Annotated in this window: 21 protein-coding genes; 3 read left to right on the plus strand and 18 right to left on the minus strand. The window is 63.8% G+C overall.

Annotated features, from left to right (window positions below; genetic code table 11):
* Position 1: 1 nt before the first annotated feature.
* The 5 genes from msrQ to AC56LG_RS20550 form a co-directional block, all read right to left on the minus strand.
* Positions 2–625 (minus strand): protein-methionine-sulfoxide reductase heme-binding subunit MsrQ, encoded by a 624-nt coding sequence (msrQ, locus tag AC56LG_RS20530; RefSeq protein WP_497167919.1) that lies wholly within the window; start codon positions 623–625, stop codon positions 2–4.
* 3 nt (positions 626–628) lie between these two features.
* Positions 629–1,609 (minus strand): protein-methionine-sulfoxide reductase catalytic subunit MsrP, encoded by a 981-nt coding sequence (gene msrP, locus AC56LG_RS20535; RefSeq protein WP_497167920.1) that lies wholly within the window; start codon positions 1,607–1,609, stop codon positions 629–631.
* Positions 1,610–1,687: 78 nt separating this feature from the next.
* On the minus strand, positions 1,688–2,848 hold the full coding sequence (ccsB, locus tag AC56LG_RS20540; RefSeq protein ID WP_497167921.1) for a c-type cytochrome biogenesis protein CcsB: 1,161 nt from the start codon (positions 2,846–2,848) through the stop codon (positions 1,688–1,690).
* A gap of 36 nt (positions 2,849–2,884) precedes the next feature.
* Complete coding sequence (locus tag AC56LG_RS20545; RefSeq protein WP_497167922.1) at positions 2,885–4,990, minus strand: cytochrome c biogenesis protein ResB; 2,106 nt, start codon at positions 4,988–4,990, stop codon at positions 2,885–2,887.
* Between the two features lie 88 nt (positions 4,991–5,078).
* On the minus strand, positions 5,079–5,753 hold the full coding sequence (locus AC56LG_RS20550) for a c-type cytochrome (RefSeq protein ID WP_497167923.1): 675 nt from the start codon (positions 5,751–5,753) through the stop codon (positions 5,079–5,081).
* Between the two features lie 153 nt (positions 5,754–5,906).
* On the opposite strand from AC56LG_RS20550, the gene yihA reads away from it, so the two are divergent.
* Together yihA and hemB are read left to right on the plus strand one after the other, a co-directional pair.
* Positions 5,907–6,662, plus strand: a complete 756-nt coding sequence (yihA, locus tag AC56LG_RS20555; RefSeq protein ID WP_497167924.1) for a ribosome biogenesis GTP-binding protein YihA/YsxC — start codon at positions 5,907–5,909, stop codon at positions 6,660–6,662.
* Positions 6,663–6,676: 14 nt separating this feature from the next.
* The gene (gene hemB, locus AC56LG_RS20560; RefSeq protein WP_497167925.1) at positions 6,677–7,690 is read left to right on the plus strand and encodes a porphobilinogen synthase; all 1,014 of its coding nucleotides are present in this window, start codon (positions 6,677–6,679) and stop codon (positions 7,688–7,690) included.
* A gap of 199 nt (positions 7,691–7,889) precedes the next feature.
* On the opposite strand, the gene AC56LG_RS20565 is transcribed toward hemB, so the two are convergent.
* From AC56LG_RS20565 to AC56LG_RS20590, 6 genes are all read right to left on the minus strand, one after another.
* Entirely contained in the window at positions 7,890–9,608 is a 1,719-nt protein-coding gene (locus AC56LG_RS20565) for a tyrosinase family protein (RefSeq protein ID WP_497167926.1), read from the minus strand.
* 200 nt (positions 9,609–9,808) lie between these two features.
* On the minus strand, positions 9,809–10,639 hold the full coding sequence (locus tag AC56LG_RS20570; RefSeq protein WP_497167927.1) for a hypothetical protein: 831 nt from the start codon (positions 10,637–10,639) through the stop codon (positions 9,809–9,811).
* A 215-nt stretch (positions 10,640–10,854) separates the two neighbouring features.
* On the minus strand, positions 10,855–13,998 hold the full coding sequence (locus AC56LG_RS20575) for an efflux RND transporter permease subunit (RefSeq protein WP_497167928.1): 3,144 nt from the start codon (positions 13,996–13,998) through the stop codon (positions 10,855–10,857).
* Positions 13,995–15,194 (minus strand): efflux RND transporter periplasmic adaptor subunit, encoded by a 1,200-nt coding sequence (locus tag AC56LG_RS20580; protein ID WP_497167929.1) that lies wholly within the window; start codon positions 15,192–15,194, stop codon positions 13,995–13,997. Before AC56LG_RS20580 ends, AC56LG_RS20575 begins: the two co-directional genes overlap by 4 nt.
* Positions 15,195–15,278: 84 nt before the next feature.
* Positions 15,279–16,637, minus strand: a complete 1,359-nt coding sequence (locus AC56LG_RS20585; protein ID WP_497167930.1) for an ATP-binding protein — start codon at positions 16,635–16,637, stop codon at positions 15,279–15,281.
* Positions 16,634–17,362, minus strand: coding sequence for a response regulator (locus AC56LG_RS20590; protein WP_379761722.1), 729 nt, complete (start codon positions 17,360–17,362; stop codon positions 16,634–16,636). Before AC56LG_RS20590 ends, AC56LG_RS20585 begins: the two co-directional genes overlap by 4 nt.
* 202 nt (positions 17,363–17,564) lie before the next feature.
* On the opposite strand from AC56LG_RS20590, the gene AC56LG_RS20595 reads away from it, so the two are divergent.
* Complete coding sequence (locus tag AC56LG_RS20595; RefSeq protein ID WP_497167931.1) at positions 17,565–18,098, plus strand: Spy/CpxP family protein refolding chaperone; 534 nt, start codon at positions 17,565–17,567, stop codon at positions 18,096–18,098.
* 230 nt (positions 18,099–18,328) lie between these two features.
* Here the strand turns inward: AC56LG_RS20595 and dsbD are convergent, their stop codons facing one another.
* From dsbD to rpmJ, 7 genes are all read right to left on the minus strand, one after another.
* Positions 18,329–20,260, minus strand: coding sequence for a protein-disulfide reductase DsbD (dsbD, locus tag AC56LG_RS20600; protein ID WP_497167932.1), 1,932 nt, complete (start codon positions 20,258–20,260; stop codon positions 18,329–18,331).
* A gap of 114 nt (positions 20,261–20,374) precedes the next feature.
* Entirely contained in the window at positions 20,375–20,770 is a 396-nt protein-coding gene (rplQ, locus tag AC56LG_RS20605) for a 50S ribosomal protein L17 (protein WP_159698303.1), read from the minus strand.
* A 121-nt stretch (positions 20,771–20,891) separates the two neighbouring features.
* Complete coding sequence (locus AC56LG_RS20610) at positions 20,892–21,869, minus strand: DNA-directed RNA polymerase subunit alpha (protein WP_026354946.1); 978 nt, start codon at positions 21,867–21,869, stop codon at positions 20,892–20,894.
* 114 nt (positions 21,870–21,983) lie between these two features.
* Entirely contained in the window at positions 21,984–22,607 is a 624-nt protein-coding gene (gene rpsD / locus AC56LG_RS20615) for a 30S ribosomal protein S4 (RefSeq protein ID WP_497167933.1), read from the minus strand.
* Positions 22,608–22,853: 246 nt separating this feature from the next.
* Positions 22,854–23,258, minus strand: a complete 405-nt coding sequence (gene rpsK, locus AC56LG_RS20620; RefSeq protein ID WP_005663404.1) for a 30S ribosomal protein S11 — start codon at positions 23,256–23,258, stop codon at positions 22,854–22,856.
* 14 nt (positions 23,259–23,272) lie between these two features.
* Positions 23,273–23,638, minus strand: coding sequence for a 30S ribosomal protein S13 (gene rpsM / locus AC56LG_RS20625; protein WP_056337616.1), 366 nt, complete (start codon positions 23,636–23,638; stop codon positions 23,273–23,275).
* Positions 23,639–23,650: 12 nt separating this feature from the next.
* A complete protein-coding gene (gene rpmJ, locus AC56LG_RS20630) occupies positions 23,651–23,764 on the minus strand; it encodes a 50S ribosomal protein L36 (RefSeq protein WP_005663407.1) in 114 nt (37 codons plus the stop codon).
* Between the last annotated feature and the right edge of the window lie 20 nt (positions 23,765–23,784).

Genomic DNA, 23,784 nt, shown 5'->3' on the forward strand with positions numbered 1-23,784 from the left:
TTCAAGCGCGCACCGCGGTGCGCGCCTTGGTCCGGCTCCAGTAGAAGCGCAAGCCCAGCAGCACGATGACGATCGCCGCGAACAGCGCCGGCTGCGCCAGGTTGTTCTTGGCCGCCTTCATCCACCAGAAGTGCAGTACCGCCAGCGGCGCGATCAGGTAAATGAGCTTGTGCAGCCACTGCCAGCGCTTGCCGCCCAATCTCTTGATCATGCCGTTGGTGCTGGTCGCCGCCAGCGGGATCAAGAGCACGAACGCGGTGAACCCGACCAGGATGAAGGGCCGTTTGGCGACGTCGCGCAGCATCGCGGCCAGGTCGAAGAAATGGTCGAACCAGAAAAAGGCGATGAAATGCAGCAGCGCATAGAAAAAGGTGTACAGACCGAGCATGCGCCGCAATTTGACCAGCCAGTTCCAGCCCGTCAAACGGCGCACGGGCGTGATCGCCAGCGTGATGCACAGCAGGTATAAAGCCCAGTCGCCCGTTTCATGGGTGATGTATTCGAGCGGCTCGACCAGCGCGCCGCCGGACACCTGCAGCGCGCCCCACAGGAAGGGCAGCAGCGCCGCAACAAAAATAACGCCCTTGATCAGCGCAACCTGCTTGGGTGTGGGATTGAACGCCATCGTTCAGAAAAACTTTTTCAAGTCCATGCCGGCGTACAGCGAGGCCACTTCCGGATAGCCGTTGAACATCAGCGTGTCGCGCTTTTTCTTGAAGAAGCCGTCTTCGCCGATGCGGCGTTCGGTCGCCTGCGACCAGCGCGGGTGGTCCACCTTCGGGTTCACGTTCGAATAAAAACCGTATTCGGAGGGCGCCGAGTCGTTCCAGGCCGTCTTCGGCTGGTCGCGCGTAAAACGGATGCGCACGATCGACTTGGCCGACTTGAAACCGTACTTCCAGGGCACGACCACGCGCACCGGCGCGCCGTTCTGGTTCGGCAGCACCTGGCCGTACATGCCGACGGTCAGTAGCGCCAGCGGATGCATGGCTTCGTCCAGGCGCAAGCCTTCCACATAGGGCCAGTCGAGTACGCCGCTACGCAGGCCCGGCATCTGCTTGCGGTCGGCCAGGGTGGTAAATTCGACGTATCTCGCGTTGCCGGTGGGTTCGACGTGGCGGATCAGGTTCGACAGCGAATAGCCGACCCAGGGAATCACCATCGACCACCCTTCCACGCAGCGCAGGCGGTAGACACGCTCTTCGAGCGGCGCCAGTTTCGTCAGGCTGTCGATATCGAGCCGCATCGGCTTCTTGACTTCGCCTTCGATCGCCACCGTCCACGGCCGCGTTTGCAGCGTGTGGGCGTTTTCGGCGGGGTCGCCTTTATCGAGGCCGAACTCGTAGAAATTGTTGTAGCCGGTCGCGTCCTTGAAGGCGGTACGCGGCTCGGTGGTGGACAAGGCGGGATTGGCGCGCGCGGCCAGCTTCTGGGCGGGTGCGCCCTGGGCGAAGGCTTCGCGGTTGGCCATCTCCCACAAGGCGCTGCCGACAACCGCGCCGGCCGCCATGCGGGCGATGAACTTGCGCCGCTCTTCATATACTTCGCGCGGCGTGATTTCGGACGACAGCGGCGGATTCAGGCCGTCGCGGGATGATTTGATGAGCATCGCTTACTCCAGGCAATTGAACTATCACGATACATGATTTCGTTAAATTGCCTTGCCGCGTTGCAGATTTACAGTGAGTTACAGTTCCCCGTAGGAATGCAGCCCCGACAGGAACATGTTCACGCCGAGGAAAGCGAAGGTCGTCACCAGCAGTCCCACCACCGACCACCAGGCCGCCACCCGTCCGCGCAGGCCGCTCATCAAACGCATGTGCAGCCAGGCCGCGTAGTTGAGCCAGACGATCAGCGCCCAGGTTTCTTTCGGGTCCCACGACCAGTAGCCGCCCCAGGCTTCCGCCGCCCACAGCGCGCCGAGGATGGTCGCCACCGTGAAGAAGGCGAAGCCGACCGAAATCGCCTTGTACATGACGTCGTCCAGCACCTCCAATGCCGGCAAACGATCGGCCAGGATGCCGTGCGATTTCAGCAGATAGGCGGTGCCGACCATCGCCGCCAGCGCGAAGGTGCCGTAACCGATGAAATTGGCCGGCACGTGGATCTTCATCCACCAGCTTTGCAGCGCCGGCACCAGCGGCTGGATGGCGGCGGCGTCGCGCGACACCGTGTACCAGAGCAGGAAGGCGACCGCGGCGCCGATGATCAGCAGGACGAACGCGCCCAGCTGGCGCGTGGCGTAGCGTTCTTCGTAATACAGGTAGAACAGCGCCGTGATCATCGCGAACAGGATAAACACCTCGTACAGGTTCGACACCGGGATGTGGCCGACGTCGGGGCCGATCAGGTAGCTTTCGAACCAGCGCACCATCATCCCGGTAAAGCCGAGCACGACCGCGGCCCAGCACAGGCGCGAGCCGATCGCGGCGCCCGAGCTTGATCTCGCCAGCAAGCCGATCCAGTAGAACACGGTCGAGAACGCGAACAGCGCGCTCATCCACAGGATCGCGGACTGACTCGACAGCATGTATTTCAGGAAGAATTTCTGCTCGGCGGCAGCCAGCGAACCGTCGTACAGGGAAATGGCCCACAGCGACAGCAGCGCCACCAGCGGCATCAGCCAGCGCACCGGTTTCCAGTGCCAGCCGAGCGCGGCAAACGTCGGCGCGCTCAGCAGCAGGATGGCGCGCTCGTAGCCATCCATGTAGGCGGCATAGCGGCTGAGGGCGAACAGCGCCGCCGCCATCAGGCCGGCGCCGAACAGCCAGTCGATGGCAGTCAGGCGGCGAAAATAGCCGGGCGTTTCCTTGTAGACCACGCCGGGGTTGTGTCGGGATGCTTCCATGCTTGTCTCCAGTGCCAGTCTCGGCAAGGTTGCAGCTTACGCCGATTGCGGCAGCCTGGCTGCCAGCTCGGCGAACTCGTTTTCGAAATCCAGCGTCTTGCGCTGGGTACTCATTGCCATCAGCGCATTTGACCCACCTTGCGCGCCACCGTCCTGCTTGCGCACCCAGATCCACAGGCGCCGCTCGCGAATATAAAACATCGCGAAGATACCGGCGATCAAGAGCACGCAGCCGAGATAGACGATCTTCTTGCCGGGCGAGCGCGTTACCTGCAGCACCGAAGCTTTGACTTCGTGGAACTCGTCCAGTTGCAGATACACCGGGGCGCCGTAGAAGAAACTGTCGGATAAAGCATTCGTCGCCAGTTGCAGGAAGCGCGCATGGGTGTCATTGCCCTCGATCGGCGCCAGGCCGTCGCGGATGCGCGCCGCTTGCCACAGCTCCCACAGCACGCCATTGAGCATCTTGATGAACACCGCCGCCGCCTTTTCCTGCTCGGCCGCCGGGATTTTTTCCAGGAACTGCGCCACCGCGACGAAGCCGCCCGGCGTGCCCGCGCCGGCGAACATGGCGAGCGTGCGTTCGGCCGATTCGCGCAACTGGTCGCTGAAGCCCGCGCCGCCTGCCTGGCCCTGCGCCATGGTGCGTCCGGCGTAGCGGCGCGCCGCCTCGGCGCGCAAGGCCGGGTCGGCCAGTGCCGCGCGCAGGCGCATCCATTCGCGCACGCTGTAGGCGTCGTCGGCGGGAATGCGCAGGAAGCGGAAGGCTTCCGACGGGCTGGTGCGCACGCCGGCCAGGTAGACCTGCGCTCCTTCCAGCGTCACCGGCTGCATGTAGTTCAGGAATTCCTTGGCCTGCCCGGTCTGGTCGCGCAGTTTATATTGCACGCTGGGACCGACGTTTTTCAGGTCCTTGTTGCCGGCATGCTTGCCGGCCGAACCCGACGCTTTACCCAGCGTCGCCGTCAACTGCTCATTGAGCGACTGGCTTTTACTCACTGCACGCACGTCGTTGTTGGCGGCGATGTTCTCGACGTTGAACGGGCGGAAACCGGACCATTCGACCGAATAGGTCGCCCCGGCCGCCTTGAGTGCGGTGGCGCCGTTGACTTCGCCGGCGATCGTAAACGCCTTGGCATCGGTGCCGGCCATCGGGAAACCGGTCAGGGTCAGGCGGCTGCCGCCATCTTCGAAGCTCGACTGGTAGACGGCGACACCCTTGTAGATCAGCGGCTCGTTGACTTTAATTGTTGCCGGGAAGTTTTTTCCGAGCGCGCGGTCGTGTACGACGACGTCGCTGGCGAACAGTTTCGGCATCCCGGTCGAATAGAATTCGATGTGAAATTTTTTCAATTCCAGATCGAACGGCAATTCCTGCAGCAGCATGCCGCTCGCCTGCGCGATCGAGGCGACACGTCCGGTCTGCCCTTCCGCCAGCAGGATATTGCCGCGGTAGGTCGGGTTGTTGACACTGAGACGGTGCTGGGCCGGCACGTCGGCGATCAGGCCGCCGCCACTGTACGGCGTTTTGCCGAAGAACCATTGCTGGATGCGGATGGGCAGTTCGGAATCGAGCATGCCGCCCAGCAGGATCACGATGATCGCCGTGTGCGCGAAGATATAGCCGAACTTGTTGCCGGCGCCCTTCTTCGCCGCCACCAGCGTGCCGTGTTCCTTCTCGACGATCTTGACCTTGTAGCCGGCGTGGCCCAGGCGCACGGCGCTTTGCTGCGCCAGCGCGGCGGCGTCGAGCGGCGCGGTCCACTCCGATTTGTGGTGGAAATTGCGCAGCGACTCTTCGCGCACCGATTCGCGCCAGCTGCGCATGTCGCGCATCATTTTCGGGGCATTGCGGATCACGCACAGGCTGGTCGAGACGATCAGCACCAGCAGGATGAGGAGGAACCACCAGCTGGTGTAGACGGTGTACAGGCCGAGCTTGCGGAACACTTCATACCAGAACGGGCCGAACTGGTTGACGTAGTTCGGCATGATGTCGCCCTGGCGCAGCACGGTGCCGATGATGGCGGCGATCGCCAGGATCATCAGCAGGCTGATCGCAAAGCGCATCGACGACACCAGCTCGACGGTCTCGGCCAGCCAGGAACGGCGCGTGTTCAGTTCAATTCCGGTGGTGCTCATGTTCTGGCAACTTCCTCGTGCATCGCTTGCAACAAAAAGGGCGCCAGCTCGCGCTGCCGCCCTTTTCTACTCGGGTTAAGCCAATAGTTTAACGCAAGCCGGCGATGTAATCGGCCACTGCCTTCATTTCGGCGTCCGACAGGCGTTGCGCCAGCGTCGTCATTTGCGGGCTGTTGCTGCGCGCGCCAGTGCGGAAGGCCACCAGCTGGGCGGTCGTGTAATCCTGGTGCTGGCCGGCCAGGCGCGGATACTGGACCGGGATGCCGCCGGCGGCGGCGCCGTGGCAACTGGCGCAGGCGGCGACGCCCTTCTCGGCGATGCCGCCGCGGTAGATCTTGCGGCCCAGTTCGATCGTGTCCTTGTTCCTGGCGGCGCCCGGCTTGACCTTCTGGGTGGCGAGGTAGGCGGCGACGTTGCGCTTTTCCTCGTCGGTGAGCATCTTGGCGTAGGTGGTCATGACCGGGTTCACGCGCTGCGGCGTCGTGAAATCGACCAACTGCTTGTGGGTATAGGCTTCGATCTGGTTCGACAGTTTCGGGTTCGCTGCGATGCTCGAATTGCCGGCTGCGCCGTGGCAGGACAGGCAGGCGGGCAAGCCGCGCGCGGTATCGCCGCTGTCGTACAGGGTGGCGCCTTTGGCGGGATCGGGTTTGGCGGGGCGCTGCGCTTCGGCTGCGCCGGCCATGCTGCCCAGCGCCAGGCTTGCAACCAACAACGATTTCACGAACACCGCGCTAGCGGACGATACAGACACACGATTCATTCGAGCACCCTGAAAAAGTCGACAACAGTTTTTATGTATACAGCGGCGTACCGAGCCCCTTGACAGGGCGCCCCAAACAATTGATAACCCCTTATTGTACAATAGCTTTGTTTCCCTATTGCTTCATTTCATTGCATTTTTCACCTCGTCCCCATGTCCAAACTCTGGCAAGCCCGCTTCTTCACGACCGTCAACCAGCTGCGCGATCTCCCCAACACCGTGGTGCCCGAGATCGCCTTTGCCGGCCGTTCCAACGCGGGCAAGTCGACCGCGATTAACATCCTCACCAACCAGAAGGGTCTCGCTTTCGCGTCGAAAACCCCTGGCCGCACCCAGCACATCAATTACTTTTCGATCGGCGGCGCCCACGTCGGTCAGCACCGCAAGGACCCGACCATCGTCGAGGAAATCCGCGCCCTGCTGGTGGACTTGCCGGGCTATGGCTATGCGGAAGTGTCGGGCAATGCCAAGCTGCACTGGCAAAAGCTGCTGGGCGATTACGTCCAGCGCCGCGAACAGCTGGCCGCGCTGGTGCTGATCATGGATTCGCGCCGCCCGTTCACCGACCTCGACGTGCAGATGCTCGAATGGTTCGCCCCGACCGGCAAGCCGATCCACTGCATACTCACCAAGGCCGATAAACTGAACCGCAACGAGCAAGCCAACGTGCTGCGCGAGGCGAAGGGTGTGCTGGAAAGCTATGTCGACGAAGACGGCGAAGGTTTCCCGTTTACGGTGCAACTGTTCTCGGCCCTGAAACGCATCGGCATCGAGGAAGCGGATGCCAGGATCCAGCAGCTGATCGGTCTCGATATCGACGAATCCGACGTCGACGATGCAATCGACGGTGGCGGCGACGCAGGCAGCAACGCATCCAGCGACAGCGGTAGCGACCCCGAACAACCCTGAAGAAAGCGATCACGATGTCTTCCATCATTACCGGCCAGTACCCAGCGACCCGCATGCGCCGCATGCGCCGCGACCCGTTCTCGCGCGCCATGATGCGCGAAAATACCCTCACCGCGGCGGACCTGATCTACCCGGTCTTCATCCTCGACGGCGAGAACCAGCGCCAGCAGGTGGCGTCGATGCCGGGCGTGGAACGCGTCTCGATCGACTTGCTGATGGGTGTGGCCGAAGAATGCGTGGCGCTCGGGATTCCCGTGCTGGCCCTGTTCCCGGTGGTCGACGCGTCGCTGAAGACCTATGACGGCGTCGAAGCGACGAATCCCGACGGACTGGTGCCGCGCGCGGTACGAAAGCTCAAGCAGCAATTCCCGCAGCTCGGCATCCTGACCGACGTCGCGCTCGACCCGTACACGACCCACGGCCAGGATGGCCTGCCCGACGAAAACGGCTATATCGTCAACGAAAAGACGATCGCCATGCTGACGCGCCAGGCGCTGGCCCAGGCCGAAGCCGGCGTCGACATCGTCGCCCCGTCGGACATGATGGACGGGCGCATGGGCGCGATCCGCAGCGCGCTCGAAGAAGGCGGTTTCATCCACACGCGCCTGATGGCCTATTCGGCCAAGTATGCCTCAGCCTTCTACGGCCCCTTCCGCGACGCGGTCGGCTCCAGCGCCAACCTGGGCAAGGCCGACAAGAACACCTACCAGATGGACCCGGCCAACAGCGACGAAGCCCTGCGCGAAGTGGCGCTCGACCTGGCCGAAGGCGCCGACATGGTGATGGTCAAGCCGGGCATGCCCTACCTCGACGTGGTGCGCCGCGTGAAGGACGAATTCAAGGTGCCGACCTTCGCCTACCAGGTCAGCGGGGAATACGCGATGATCAAGGCGGCGGCGCAGAACGGCTGGCTCGATCACGACAAGGTCATGATGGAATCGATGATGGCCTTCAAACGCGCCGGTGCGGATGGCGTGCTGACCTATTTTGCGCTGGATGTGGCAAGGAAGCTCAAGGCCGGCGGCTAAGCCTTGGCTTGAATAAAAAAAAACCGTGCCGCAGCACGGTTTTTTTTCGCCCTTGTAGGGTGGGCACTGGTGCCCACGCGGTACCACACATGCACGTCGAAACGCCATACGTTGCGGTGTGCACCCGCACGACCGCGTGGGCACAAGTGAAGTGCCCACCCTACGGTGCGCCATCGCCGCGTGAACGAAGTTGCCCCCTTCAATACACCTCGATGTTCACGGCCACCAGCTCCACCGCGCCACTCTCCTCCATGCCGTGATGCCCCATCGCGGCATGCATCGGCACCACGCCCACCCGTATGCTGCCATCGGCATCGCTGCGCTGGTTGGCGCCGGCCGCGCCCAGCTTCTCTCCCAGCGGCATGGCGACGGTGAGCGCGCCGCCGTGGCGGTGGTGGCCGAACATGACGATGGTGCCGAGGTAGAACGGACTTTTCGGATCGACCCCGGACAGGTCGTCGGGACCATTCAGTACCACCACGAACGGGTCGTGCGCCATGTCCGTGAAATTGAGGGTGATATTGGCGACCAGCGTTGCCCCCGCCGACACCGCCGCATCGATCGTGGAAGCGGGCACCGGCACCGCGGCGCTGGCCACCTTGCCGCCGCCCGTCTCGCGGTTGAGCACCCGGCCCGTGAACACGCGCGGCCCCGCGGTCCGGGCGCGCGGCCGGGTGTCGGTGCGCGGCACTACCTCCTCGCCGGAACCGGGCTCGTAGTCGTAGCGGAAAGCCGCCATCGAGGCGTAGGCGCCGGCATTGGTAGCCTTCACCGGCGCGCCCTGGCGGTCGACGAAGAACAGCAGCGGTTCGCGCGCCCAGCGGTAGTAGTCGGTGGCCTTTTCCGCCGCCGATTTCTGGTCGTCCGGCAAGTCCGTGCGCAGTTCCACGCCGGCCGGCAAGGTCGGCAGCCCGAGGCGCTTCTGCTTGCGCTCCCACACGTCCCACAGGCGGTCCATATTGGCGTGGTGCAGGAAGAAGATCGGGTCGACCGGCGACAGCATGTCGGTCATGAAGCCTTGCGCCTCGACGAAATTGCAGTCGCGCGAGCCGACGCAGCGGTGCACCGAATTGTGCGGCCGCGCTTCCAGGATGCCGAAGCCGGCCGAGGTGGCATGGTTCGAACTCTTCGGGCTGGCAAAGGTCGGATAATCGGGCGCGGCCAGCGCAGCGCGAATGGTGGCGGGCGCGACCGAGTCGATCGTGGCGGCATTCAATTCGGGACGCTCGCGCCGGATCCCGCGCGCGCCCGGCTGCTCGTAGAACAGGCGGCCGGACGGGTCGGTGATAATGTCGAACATCAGGTCCTGCTCGAAGCGCACGCCGCGCCCGAGCAGCTGGCCGTATTGCGAATTGCGGCTGAAGACGCCGTTCGGCGAGGTCCAGTAGCCGGCGTTCGCGACCGCCGCGCGCAGGCGGTTGTCGAAGTCGCCGGCGGTGACGATGTACGCGCTGTGATTCGGGTCGAGCACGTCGTCGAACATGCCGTCCGGCACCTTCTGCTCGGCAGTCCAGTCCCAGTACGGCAGCGCGAAATGCGGGAAGCCGCTCAATTCGCGGCAGATCTGTTCGAACCAGCCGAGATAGCCGCGGTGCCAGGGCAGGAACCACCAGTTGCCGTGCGGGCAATCGAGGGTGTGGATGATGGCGTGCCGGTACCAGTTGCGCGGGTCTTCAGGCGGCAGCGCCAGCATCGCACGCACCGCCTTGGCGTAGAACTTGAGCATCTGCTTGCCGGCGGGACTGGAGGCATTCGGACGGCGGTAGTTGCGCGCGGGCGGGCCGGGCGTGAACGACGGCGCCGCCGACCCGAACGACACGGCGCCGAACGACACCGCGCCCGCGGCGAACGCGGCGCCGGTGAGCTTCAAGGTATTGCGGCGTGAAGGACTAAAGGCGGCGAAGGGATTTTTTATCATGGAAAGCTCCGATGATTGCCCGCCTGTGCCCGAAGTAGGCACGATCCAGCTGGCATATGCTCCCAGCCTAGCTCGTCCATAGTTGACACCCATGGCGCACCGCAAAGGTGCACGCTGCATCCACGCAGCGAATGTTGGGATGTTTTCAGGCGAAAAGAAAACGGCCGCAATCGCGGCCGTTGGCGGTGCACTCGAGCACGTCAACGTGCCGGCGGCCTGTATTCCGGGAACATTTCCTTCATCAGGAAAGCTTGCAGCTCCGCCGTGTCGCGCGGGCGCGCGCTCATCGTGATGACCTTGCCGAGGCGGTGCGAATCCCACTCGAAGTCGCCGGTCTTTTCGCGCCGGATCAGCTCGATCATCTTCTTGACCACGGCAGTTTCGACGTCCGGTTCATTGCCCTGCTCTACCGTGACCGAGGTCAGCCAGCGGCGCTTGAAGTTCGGGTTCCAGCCACGGAATTTCAGATCCATGCTGTGGAAGGTTTTGTTCGAGATCGAGAACACGCCACCGCTTTCGTTGGCATCGTCCTGGCCACGCTTGTTGATCGCCGCGATGTTCGCCAGCGCGTTGCGGGTACCGCGCGCGGACTCGCTTTCCTCGGTGGAGGTGCTGGGGTCGGTGGCGCCACGGGCCGCGCGGCGCTTGGCGATGTATTCCGCCATGTCCATCTCGGGCGGGATTTCCTCGCGCCTGGTTTCCGGTTTCGGTTCCTCTTTCGCGACTTCGACCGGCTTTTCGTCGGGGATGGTGATGGTGTCGGGCAAGCGCTCGACGCGCGGACGCGTCGGCGCCGCGCGCGGCGTGTTTTTCGTCGGCTTGGTCGGGGTGCGCGTGGCAGATTTTTGCGGCGGCGGCTGGGCCGGTTTCGCCAGCGGCGCTACGTAGACGACTTCGCCGCCATCGGGCGGACGCGCCTTTTTCTCGGGCCGTTCCGGCTGATAAAAATACAGCGCCACCAGCAGCAGGTGCAGCAATACGGTGACGGCCAGGCCGGTGCGGTTCGTGCGCCGATCGCCATAATAGGGCACGACACGGTCAGGCAGGGGCTGCCCGCAATGTGCGCAGACATCGCTGGTGTTCGTGCAGGTATGGGGATCGTCACGCAAGTTCAATAGCACTTCCTGGAATGGAGATCGGCGAAAGGCTGCCAGTGCGGAAGTCTACCCGGTTTGGGTCGCTCCCGCACGGCCGCGTTTCGCCAGAGCTTACAGGCTTGCCATCCTGATGGATGTTACAACTTGTTTCAGGCAGCCCGCGATGGCTGCTTGAGTGGCGCGTGGTGCGGCTCATGTGCCGGGTGACCCGCTTCCGCTGCCGCCACGTCGTCGTCCGTCATCGGGCCGGTGCCACTGTACTTGTCGAGGTACAGGTAGATGACCGGGGTGATGTAGAGCGTGATCACCTGCGAGAAGATCAGCCCGCCCACCACCGCCAGGCCCAGCGGCTGGCGCAGTTCGGCGCCGGCGCCGATGCCGAGCGCGATCGGCAGCGCGCCCATCATCGCCGCCAGCGTCGTCATCAGGATCGGACGGAAGCGCAGGATGCACGCCTCGCGGATCGCCTCTTCGGGCTTCATGCCTGCATTCCGCTGGGCATCGAGCGCGAAGTCGATCATCATGATCGCGTTCTTTTTCACAATACCGATCAGCATCAGGATGCCGATCATCGCGATCAGGGTCAGGTCCATGTCGAAGATCCACAGCGTCAGCAATGCCCCCACCGCCGCCGACGGCAAGCCGGCCAGAATCGTCAACGGGTGGATATAGCTCTCGTACAGTACGCCGAGCAGGACGTAGATGACGCCGATCGCGGTGATGATCAGGATCAGCTGGCTCGACTGCGTATCCTGGAACACCGCGGCGTCGCCGCCATATTGCGTGATGACCGAGGCCGGCAGCTTCATGTCGCGGCCCATCTGTTCGATCGCCTCGGTGGCGTCGCCCAGCGGCACGTTCGGCGCCAGGTTGAAGGCCAGCGTGATCGCCTGCAATTGCCCCTGGTGGTTGATGGCGATCGGGCCGACGGTGCGGCGCACGTTCGCGAAGCTCGACAATTTAACCAGTTCGCCCGATTTCGCGCGCACCGACACTTTCGAGAGCGCATCGTCGTAATAGCGGTCGGCCTCGGCCGCTTCCAGGATCACGTAATAACTGGCCGCGCTCGAATAGATGGTCGAGACCTGGCGCTCGCCGAAGGTGGCGTACAGCACGGTGCGCACGCTGGCCATGTCGACGCCCAGCAGCGCCGCCTTGTCGCGGTCGATGTCGAGGGTGGCTTGCAGGCCGCGGTTCTGCGAGTCGCTGGTGACGTCGCGGAAGATCGGGTTGGCGCGCATGCGCTCGAGGAACTGGTCGGCCCAGCCGCCGATCTCGCCGCCGGAAACGCTCTGCAGCGAATACTGGTAGCGGCTCTTGCTCGGACGTCCGCCCAGCTGCAGGTTCTGCACCGGCGCCATGTACACCTGCACGCCGGCGATGTTGCGCGTCGCCTTGCGCAACTCGTCGAGTACTTCCGGCATCGCCGGGCGCTCGGAGCGCGGCACCAGCACCAGGAACATGCGGCCGGTATTGCCGCCGCCGGTGAACGAGGTCACGTCCTGCACGTGTTTATTCGCGCGCATGATGTCGACCACCTTCCCTTGCAGTTCCAGCAGGCGCGCCGACGATGTGTCTTCGGCCGTCTCGACCGTCACGCGCAGCTGGCCCAGGTCTTCCTCGGGGAAGAAGCCTTTCGGCATGGTCGAATACAGGACTCCGGTCAGCACCAGGGTGCCGACCGCCATCATCAGCACCAGGAAGCGGTGGCGCAGCGCACGGTCCAGGCTGCGCGCGTAGCCGTTGCGCACGCTGGTGAACATTGCCTCGAAGCGGCGCCCGACCCACGACATTTCGTGCGGTTCGACGTGGCCGCCGCCCTTGATCAGGCGCGAGCACAGCATCGGCACCAGGGTCAGCGACACTGCCGCCGACACCAGCACCGCCAGGCCGACCACCACCGCGAATTCGCGGAACAGCAAGCCGATCACGCCCGGCATGAAGAAGATCGGGATGAACACGGCCACCAGCGAGATCGAAATCGAAATAATCGTAAAGCCCATCTCGCGCGAACCGACCAGCGCCGCATGGAATGGTTTTTTACCGAGCTCCATGTGGCGCACGATATTTTCCAGCACCACGATGGCATCGTCGACCACCAGGCCGACCGCCAGCGTAATGCCGAGCAGAGAGATATTGTCCAGGCTATAGCCGAAGGCATACAGCAGCGACAGCGCACCCAGCAGCGAAATCGGCACGGTGACGGCCGGGATCAGGGTGGCGGTCAGGCGGTGCAGGAACAGGAAGATCACCAGGATGACCAGCACGACGGTGCCGGCCAGGGTCAGGTTGACGTCGTGGATCGCTTCGCGGATCGAGATCGAGCGGTCGTTGACCAGGTGGATCTTGATCGAGCCCGGCAACTGGGACTCGAATTTCGGCAGCAGCGCGCGTACCGAGTCGACCACCTGCACGGTGTTCGCGTTCGGCTGGCGCTGCACCATCAGCACGATCGAGCGCTCGCCGTTCAGGCTGCCCGCGGCTTTGACCGACTGGTAGCTGTCTTCGACATTGGCGACGTCCTGCAGGCGCACCGGCATGCCGTCGCGGGTGGCAACGATCAGTTTGGCGAAGTCCGCCGCGCGCATCAGCTGGGCGCCGCCCTGGATGGTCAAGGTCTGGGCCGGGCCGTCGAGCACGCCGAGCGGCGCGTTCGAGTTGGCGGCGCGCAGGGCCGTTGCCAGCTCATCCATCGAAATATTGCGCGCGTTCATCAGGTCGGAACGGGCGCGCACGCGCACGGCGAAGCGCTTGCCGCCGTTCACCGTCACCTGGGCGATGCCCGGCAAGGTCGAGATTGCCGGCGAGACCATGTTCTCGGCATAATCGTTCAGCTCCGACAGGTTCATCGACGGCGACGTCATGTGCATGAACAGGACCGGGGCATCGGCCGGATTGATCTTGCGGTAGGACGGCAAGTCGGTCATTTCCAGCGGCAGTTGGCGCTGCGCGGCCAGGAGCGCCGCCTGCACGTCCACGGCCGCCTTGTCGACATCGATCTCGGTGGCGAATTCCAGCGTCAGCGAGGTGTTGCCCTGGGTGCTGGTGGAGGTGATCAGCTTGATGCCGGCGATCGTCGAGAACTGCTTCTCGAGCGGCAGCGCCACGGAGGATGCCATCGTCTCCGGGCTGGCGCCCGGCAGGTTGGCGTTGACGTTGATGACCGGCGTGTTATAGCTGGGGAGCGCGGCGACCGGGATGTGCATGTAGGCGAGGATGCCGACCAGCACCAGGCTGATCGACAGCAGCACCACCATCACCGGGCGGCGGATACACAGTTCGGACAAATTCATGCCGCTTTATCCTTTCCCGCCGCAGTGGCGCCCTGCGCACCCGGGGCACCCTTGGCGCCTTGCGCGCCTTGTCCCTTCGCGCCGGCGATGCGCACCTTGCCGCCCGGACGCAGGTTCTGCTTGCCCTCGGTAATCACCTGCTCGGTGCCGGCCAGGCCGGTCACGGCGGCGTTCAGGCCGAACGCATGCTGGCGCGCAATCGGCACCAGGCGTGCGGTGCCGTCCTTTTCCATCACATAAACAAAGGTGCCCTGGGCGTTGATGATAATCGCGTTTTGCGGAATCACCACGGCATTCGGAATCGTGCGCACGGTCACGCGCGTGTTCACGTACTGGCCTGGCCACAGCAAGCCGTCGCCGTTGCCGAATTGGGCTTTGACGCGGATGGTGCCGCTGGTCGCATCGACCGTGTTGTCGACGAACGACAATTCGCCGGTCACCGGTTTCGCTTCGCCGCCCGTGGTTGCTTCCACCACGACCTTGCCCTGGCGCTGGGCGGCCAGCAGCGCGCCCAGGCTCGATTCCGGCAGGGTGAAGGCAACGTCGATCGGGTCGAGCTGGGTGACGGTGGTGAGCGAGGTTGCTGGCTGCACCAGGCTGCCCGGATAGACGTTGATGGCGCCGACGCGGCCCGCCATCGGCGCGCGGATGGTGGTGTAGCTGGCGTTGACCTGGCTGGCGCGCACGGCGGCGCTGCTGGCGGCCAGGGCGGCGCGCGCGCCTTCGACCTGGCTGCGCAAGGTGTCGACCGCGCTTTGCGCCAGGAATTTCTGCGCCACCAGGTCCTGGCTGCGCTTGTATTGCCGTTCGAGGTCGGCCAGGGTGGCGCGGCCGCGCGCCACTTCCGCTTCGGCCTGCGCCACGCTGGCGCGGTCGCTGCGGTCGTCCAGCGAGAACATCAATTGGCCGGCTTTCACGAACTGGCCTTCCTTGATATGCACTTGCCGGATCGTGCTGGTCGTCTGCGGCCGCAGGTCGACGGTGCGCTGCGGCGTGACGGTGCCGTTGGCGGCGACGTCGACACCGACGTCCTGGCGTGTCGGCGCGACCACGTTGACGGTGGTCGGCGGCTGGGCGCCGCCGGGGCCGCCCGGGCCCTGTTCGGTGTGCGCTTCGGCGCCGCGGTTCATGTACCAGACGCCGCCGGCTCCAAGGGCCACGACGATGGCGGTCACTACGAGCGTATTCTTTTTCATTCAAGTCCCTTGCCGCGCGTACCGGCGGCTTTATCAGTCAATATTCGAGTAAGACAATCAGTATGACAGTCGCATATGACAGTGTCATTTACCAGGATAGTATTCGGGCAGCATCAGGGTGACTTCGAGGCCGCCATCGGGGTGGTTCGCCAGCGTGATACTGCCGCCGTGCTGCTCGGCGATGTTGCGGGCAATCGTCAGGCCAAGGCCGGTGCCGCCGGATTCGCGCGAGCGCGAGGTTTCGACCCGGTAAAACGGATCGAACACGCGCGCCTGCTCCGCCTGCGGAATGCCGGGGCCGGCGTCGCGTATGCGGATGCGCGCGGCGCCGTTCACGCGCTCGACCGCCACTTGCGCCTGCTGGCCGTATTTCACCGCGTTGTCGATCAAATTGCCCAGGCAGCGGCGCAGGTCGAGCGGGCGGCCCAGCAGCGCCATGCCCGAGCGCCCGGCCAGCGTGACCGCCTGGCTGGCGTCGGCGGCGTCGTCGCACACGGAATCGAGCAGCGAATCGAGGTCGAGGCATTGCATGCTCTCGGTGGTGTCCATGCTGCGCGCCAGGTCGAGCCCTTCGCGCACCATCGCCTGCATTGCCGACAGGTCGCCGATCAGGCGTTCCTGCAGTTCGCTGTCCGCCACCTTTTCCAGGCGCAGGCGCATGCGCGTGAGCGGCGTCTGCAGGTCGTGGGTGATGGCGGCCAGCATTTGCGTCCGCTGGAAGATGTACTGGCGGATGCGCGCCTGCATGGCGTTGAAGGCGGCGCTGGCCTGGCGGATTTCGCTGGCGCCGGTGAGGTCGAGCGGCGCGCGGTTGATGTCGTGGCCGAGATCCTGCGCCGCCTGCGCCAGCTGTTTCAGGGGACGCGTGGTCATGCGCGCGACCAGGTAGGCGAGGATGGCGATACTCAGGAAAAACAGGGCGATGACGGCGCGGTAGTCGGTCTCGACCGCGTAGAGCGTGCGCGGCGGCAGCACCGCCAGGTGCAATTGTTCGCCGTCGCGCAAGCGTACGTTCAAATTTTCGCAGGCGCCGCGCCACTCCGCGCTGAGCAGGCCGTACAGCAGCGGCATGCGCGGCCGGTGGGCGCAGGCCGGCGGCGCATCGGCCGCCGAGGAGATCGCGTATTGCTCGCCCAGGCGTTCCGATAAGGTCCTGGCGAAATTCGTCGACAGCGGCGCCAGCCGGTGCGGTGCGCCCGCTTCCAGCTGCAGGCCGGGCCGGTTGGCGACCGCCAGGTAGGCGCGCCGCGCCGAGGCCGGCACGATCTCGGTTGCCATGATCAGTTGCTCGGCACGCTCGATCAGGGTCTGGTCGCGCTGGCGCTCGAGCACGCGCTGGCGTTCGACGTCGGCCATCCACTGGGTCAGCGCCGCCGAAATCAAAATACCGAGAAGCAAAGTCGCAAAGACACGGCCCGTCATCGAGCCGAGGAAGGCTTTCACGTGGTCGGCTCCACCGTGACCTGGCCGGCCAGCACGTAGCCGCCGTTGCGCACGGTCTTGATGATTTGCGGCATGCGCGCATCTTCGCCCAGCTTCTGGCGCAGGCGGCTGATCTGGATGTCGATCGAACGATCGAACGGATCGGCGTCGCGCCCTTGCGTGAGGTTCAGCAGCTGGTCGCGGTTGAGCACGCGGTTGGGGTGCTCCAGGAACACGCGCAGCAGGCGGAATTCGGCGCCCGAGAGCATGATCACCATGCCGTCGGGATTCAGGAGGTGGCGCGCGGTGAGATCGAGCGTCCAGCCGGAAAAGCGCATCTGCTGCACGTTCTCGGCCGGCGCGTTGGACGGCATGGCGTGCGAGCGGCGCAGCACGCTGCGGATGCGCGCCAGCAGTTCGCGCGGCTCGAAGGGTTTAGGTAAATAGTCGTCGGCGCCCATCTCCAGGCCGAGGATGCGGTCGAGCGGCTCGTTGCGGGCGGTGAGCATGATCACCGGCAGGCTCGACGTGGCGCGCAGCTTGCGGCACAGCGTCAGGCCGTCGTCGCCCGGCAGGTTCAGGTCGAGCACGATCAGGTCGGGGCGCGCCTCGTCCAGGATCTTCCACATGGCGACGCCGTCGCCGGCGGCCAGCGCACGGTAGCCGTTCGACTCGAGGTAGTCGGCCAGCAGCTGGCGGATGTCGCGGTCGTCATCGACGATGAGGATGGTAGATGGATTGTCCATGGCCGTGATTATCCCTACTTACACAGGGCATGAACAGCGCATTTGTATCCGTATGTATATGAAATATCGAAGGAAACAAACTGATACAAAGATCGTGGCAGGGGACACGCTGCGCTTACATTTTCTGGCGATGATGGATCCCGTGCAGAGACAAGTTGATGCACACACCGACTGACTTTGACACCTACACAAGGACCCTGAAATGAACACCTTTCGCAAAAACGTTGTGATCGCCCTCACCGCCTTCGGCATCGCCGGCGCCGCCCTTGCCCAGACCGCCCCTGCGCAGCCTGCCGAAGGCCGCCATGGGCACGCCGTCAGTGCCGAACAGCGCGCAGCCTTCAAGGCCGAGCGCCAGGCCAAGCGTGCCGAACGCCAGGCCCAGCACGCCGCCAAGCTGCGTGCCGACCTCAAGATTACGGCCCAGCAGGAGCCGGCCTTCGCCGCCTACCTGGCGGCCGGCAAGCCGGCACAGCGCCAGGATGTACGCGGCGAGCGCACCAAACTGGCCGCCCTGCCCGCGCCGCAGCGCCTGGAGCAGCAGATCGAGCGCCAGAAGCAGCGTACCGCACGCCTGGAAGCGCGCCTGGCGGCCATGAACAACCTGTACGCCGTGCTGACGCCGGAACAGAAGCAGGTGCTCGACAGTAAAGCAATGCGCTTTGGCGGCAAGCACCGCGGTCACGGCGGCCATCGTGGCCACCACAGCGAGCGTGGCGCCGCGCTGCAAAGCTAAATCATTTAGTTATTAAAAAAGGATGCCTCGGCATCCTTTTTTTTGACGGCTGAACCCGGTGGTAACGGATGCAAATTGGTGTTCGTAGGGTGGACTCTCGAGTCCACGCGGTACGGCGCGTGACCTGCGTTTCAGCCAGATCCGGACGCATGACATGCATATCCATCGCTGTAAAAGGCCCTCTCGACCCGCGAATGCCGCACCGCGTGGGCACAAGTGCCCACCCTACGTCATTCTACTTTTTGCAGCGAGTTCAGGAATTTACCGGCATTTTGGTAGCCGATCACGCGGCTGTCCGCGATCTCCTTGCCGGTGCGGTCAAAGAAGATGATCCCCGGCGGCCCGAACAAGCCAAATCGTTTCAGCATCGCCTTGTCATCCGCATCGTTGGCGGTCACGTCGACCTGCAGCAGCACGGTATTGGCCAGCTTCGCCTGCACGGCCGGGTCGACGAAAGTGAACTTTTCCATCTCCTTGCACGAGACGCACCAGTCGGCATAAAAATCGAGCATGGCCGTCTTGCCGCCGCTTGTTGCCAATTCCGCCAGCACGGCATCGAGCTCGGCCACGGTTTTCACGCGCTTGAACGTCAGGCCGTGCTGCGCGCTGCCTGTCAGGTGCGCCAACGGCGCCAGCGGATCGCGGCCGCCGCTGGCGACGCCGACCAGTTGCATCGCGCCCAGGATGCCAAAAGCGGCGCCAAAGGCTGTCGCCACCCAGCCGCCGCGCCGGCGCAGCAGCCAGGCACCGTAGCCCAGCAGCAGCGCCGCCCACAGGACCATCTGCACCAGCGCCGGCAGCACCGGCGCCACCAGCCACAAGGCCATGCCCAGCATCAACACGCCAAAGAAGCGCTTGACGTTTTCCATCCAGGCGCCGGCGCGCGGCAGCAATGAGCCGGCCGAGACCCCCACCAGCAGCAGCGGGATGCTCATCCCGACCGCCATCGAAAACAGCGCGGCGCCGCCGACCAGCACGTCGCGCGTCTGGCTGATGTAGACCAGGGCGCCGGCCAGGGGCGCGGCCACGCACGGGCCGACGATCAGCGCGGAAATGGCGCCCATCGCGAACACGCCGGCCAGCTTGCCCGAGGCCTGGCGGTTCGAGGCGCCGGCCAGCCTGCTTTGCAGCGCGGCCGGCACCTGCAATTCGTAAAAGCCGAACATCGACAACGCCATCGCCACAATCAATAAGGCGAACGCGCCCAGTACCCACGGGTTCTGCAAGGCGGCGGCCAGCCCCTCTCCGATCAGGCCGGCGGCAATGCCGAGCGCCGTGTAGACGATCGCCATCCCGAGCGAATAGGTAACCGACAGCAGCAGGCCACGCGCGCGTCCTGGCTTGGTGCCTCCCCTCTTGCCGCCCTCGCCGACGATGATCGACGACAGGATCGGCACCATCGGCAACACGCAGGGAGTAAATGCCAGCCCCAGGCCGAGCAAGGCGAACGCGGGCACGATGGCAAGCAGGCGGCCGCCCTGCAGGACGGCGTCGATGCTGGCCAGGTCGGAAGGGGCGCTGGTGCTGGTGCTGGCAGGTGCGGCGGCCGATTCGGAAGCCGCTACCTGCGGTGCGGCCGCGGGTGCCGCGGCGGCTGCAGGCGCCGTGGAGGCCGGCTTGCTGGCAGGCCCTTCGCCGACGGCTGTCGAGGATAGCGCGATCGAGGACGACGGCTCGGCGCCGGCGCCGAACGGGATGCTCGGCGCAACCGTTGCGCCGGCAGCCGTGAGGCGCGCGTTGTGTTCCTGCGGCGGGTAGCACAGACCGGCATCGGCGCAGCCCTGGCTGGTCGCGTTCAAGGTGAACGCTGCACCGCTCTCGACCGGAATGCGGATCGTCACCGAGCCGTGAAAGGTCTCGACATCCTTCTCGAAGGTCTGGTCGTACTTCACTTTACCGGGCGGGATCTGCGGCTCGCCCAGCGTCGCACCCGTCGCCGTGAATTTGAAGCGCTCGCGGTACATGTAGTAGCCCGGTGCGATGTCGTAGGTGACGACGGCGGTGCGTTCGCCTTCCATGCGCGCCGAGAATTTAAAGGCGACGGCGGGGTCGAGGAAGTCCTGCGCGCAGCCTGGCGCGGCCAGCAGCGTGAGGGAGACGAACAGCAGCATCAGCGCGGCCAGCAGGCGTGCGGAGGCTTCACTAAGACGGGCAATGAACATGACTTCCTTTGATGAACGACGGCGCAGCGGAATGGTACACCGGCTCTGCACCGGGTGGGTACGGGCGAAAAAAAACCAGGCACGCGGCCTGGTTTTTTCATTCGCACGGAGCGATTACTCAGCGGTCGGAGCTTCGTCGGCCGAGGTGACTTCCGGACGATCCAGCAGTTCGACGTACGCCATTGGCGCGTTGTCGCCCACGCGGAAACCCATTTTCAGGATGCGCAGGTAGCCGCCGTTACGGTTGGCGTAACGTGGGCCGAGTTCAGCGAACAGCTTCTGCACCATTTCGCGGTCGCGCAGGCGGGCGAATGCCAGGCGCTTGTTGGCCAGCGTGTCGGTCTTGCCCAGGGTCAGGATCGGTTCGATGACGCGACGCAGTTCCTTGGCTTTTGGCACGGTGGTCTTGATGGCTTCATGACGCAGCAGCGAGACGGTCATGTTGCGCAGCATGGCGAGACGGTGGGACGAGGTACGGTTCAGCTTACGGAGGCCGTGACGGTGACGCATGGTACTTCCTTTCGAGTGTATAAATTCCAGTTCTTCGATCGTTCATGCTTGCGCATGACCGCGGACCGGTTATTAGGGGTTAAGACTATCCGGACGATGGTGTCCGGATAGGTAGTGCAAATTACTTCTCGAGGCCGGCTGGTGGCCAGTTCTCGAGCTTCATGCCCAGGGTCAAACCGCGCGAAGCAAGGACTTCCTTGATTTCGTTGAGCGACTTGCGGCCCAGGTTCGGCGTCTTGAGCAGTTCGTTTTCCGAACGCTGGATCAGGTCGCCGATGTAGTAGATGTTTTCCGCCTTCAGGCAGTTGGCCGAACGGACGGTCAGTTCCAGGTCGTCGACTGGACGCAGCAGGATCGGATCGACCAGCGGCGCACGCGATGGTGCTTCGGCGGCGGCTTCCGTGCCTTCCAGGGCGGCGAACACGTTCAACTGGTCGACCAGCACGCGGGCCGACTGGCGAATCGCCTCTTCCGGGGTGATGACGCCGTTGGTCTCGATGTTGATGATCAGCTTGTCCAGGTCGGTACGCTGTTCGACACGGGCCGATTCCACTGCGTACGACACGCGGCGCACTGGCGAGAACGATGCGTCCAGGATGATGCGGCCGATCGTCTTGTTGGTGTCTTCCGACAGGCGACGGACGTTACCTGGCACATAACCACGGCCCTTTTCGACCTTGATCTGCATGTCCAGCTTGCCACCGGCGGTCAGGTGAGCGATCACGTGATCCGGGTTGATCAGTTCCACGTCATGCGGCAGATCGATGTCCGATGCCAGCACGGCGCCTTCGCCTTCCTTTTTCAGGGTCAGGGTCACGGAGTCACGGTTGTGCACCTTGAACACGACACCTTTCAGGTTCAGCAGCAGGTCGACGACGTCTTCCTGCACGCCGTCGAGCGACGAGTACTCGTGCACGACGCCGGCGATGGTGACTTCGGTCGGCGCGTAGCCGATCATCGACGACAGCAGGACGCGGCGCAGTGCGTTGCCCAGCGTGTGGCCATAGCCACGTTCGAACGGCTCCATCACGACTTTGGCGTGACCGGCGCCGAGTGCTTCGACGTCGATGATACGTGGCTTCAACAAACTATTTTGCATGAAATGTCCTTTTCAATACCCTCGGCTCGTTACACCGATAAGGCTGATGACTTTGAATTCTGGGAAGTGCAAACGCCCGCCCGGTGAGGAGCGGGCGTGAATACCGACTAACGATTAACGCGAGTACAGTTCGACGATCAGTGCTTCGTTGACGTCTGCAGCGATCTCGTTACGCTCTGGGAACGAACGGAAGGTGCCTTCCATCTTCTTCGAATCGACCGACACCCAGCTCGGCATGCCGATCTGTTCTGCCAGCGACAGCGCTTCGACGATACGCACTTGCTTCTTCGCCTTTTCGCGCACGGCGATGACGTCGCCGGTCTTGACCGCGTACGAAGCGATGTTGACGACGTTACCGTTGACGGTGAACGCCTTGTGGCTCACCAGCTGACGCGCTTCAGCGCGGGTCGAGCCGAAGCCCATGCGGTAGGTAACGTTGTCCAGGCGCGATTCCAGCAGCTTCAGCAGGGTTTCGCCGGTGTTGCCCTTCTTGCGCGACGCTTCTGCGAAGTAGCGGCGGAACTGGCGCTCGAGGATGCCGTACATGCGCTTGACCTTCTGCTTTTCACGCAGCTGGTTGCCGTAGTCCGAGGTGCGCGCACCCGACTTGACGCCGTGCTGGCCTGGCTTGACGTCCAGTTTGCACTTCGAGTCGAGCGAGCGGCGTGCGCTCTTGAGGAACAGGTCGGTGCCTTCACGGCGCGACAGTTTTGCTTTTGGTCCGATATAACGTGCCACGTTGAATCCTTTGATATATTAATCACGCCCCAGAGGCATCGTGATCGATGCGGCAGGCGCTAGTCCGACCCAAGATTGAGCGGACGTGGCTGAAAAAATGTCCGGCACCGAGGTGCAGGACGACAACAGCCGGGCAGTATACCCGAATTCGGGTCACTGCACCGGCTTTTGCTACTGCGACTGCTTAAGCGGTCGCGAACGCGGAAGTACCGAAAACAACTGGGCAGCAGAACTGCCCGGCCGGATTTAGATACGACGACGCTTTGGAGGACGGCAGCCGTTGTGCGGCACTGGCGTCACGTCCTGGATCTCGGTGATCTTGATACCCAGGTTGTTCAGTGCGCGGACAGCCGATTCGCGGCCTGGGCCTGGGCCCTTGATGCGCACTTCCAGGTTCTTCACGCCGCTTTCTTGGGCGACCTTGCCGGCTGCTTCAGCAGCGACCTGAGCCGCGAACGGAGTCGATTTACGCGAGCCTTTGAAGCCTGCGCCACCCGACGTCGCCCACGACAGGGCATTGCCCTGGCGATCGGTGATCGTGATGATGGTGTTGTTGAACGAAGCGTGGACGTGGGCGATGCCCTCAGCCACATTCTTCTTCACTTTCTTACGGACGCGCGCTGCTGCTGCGCTGCTTTGTTGCTTGGCCATGGTCGGTTCCTAGATTATTTCTTCAACGATTGAGCGGCCTTGCGCGGACCTTTGCGGGTACGTGCATTGGTGCGGGTACGCTGACCGCGCACTGGCAGACCCTTACGGTGACGCATGCCGCGGTAGCAACCCAGATCCATCAGACGCTTGATGTTCATGGACAGTTCGCGGCGCAGGTCGCCTTCCACGACAAACTTCGCGACTTCGTCACGCAGCTTCTCGAGTTCGTTGTCGTCCAGGTCCTTGACCTTCTTGTTGGTCGCGATACCAGTCGCGTCGCAGATTTTCTGCGAACGTGGACGGCCAACACCGTAGATCGCCGTCAGGCCGATAACAGTGTGCTGATGATTTGGGATGTTAACCCCTGCAATACGTGCCATTCGTTATTCCTCTTAACCTTGACGCTGCTTGTGACGCGGCTCGACGCAGATCACGCGGACCACGCCCTTGCGCTTGATGATCTTGCAGTTGCGGCAGATCCGCTTGACTGAAGCATTAACTTTCATTTTGTACTCTCTCTGGTGAG

The organism is Telluria sp. ZB2R32, assembly GCF_059685715.1.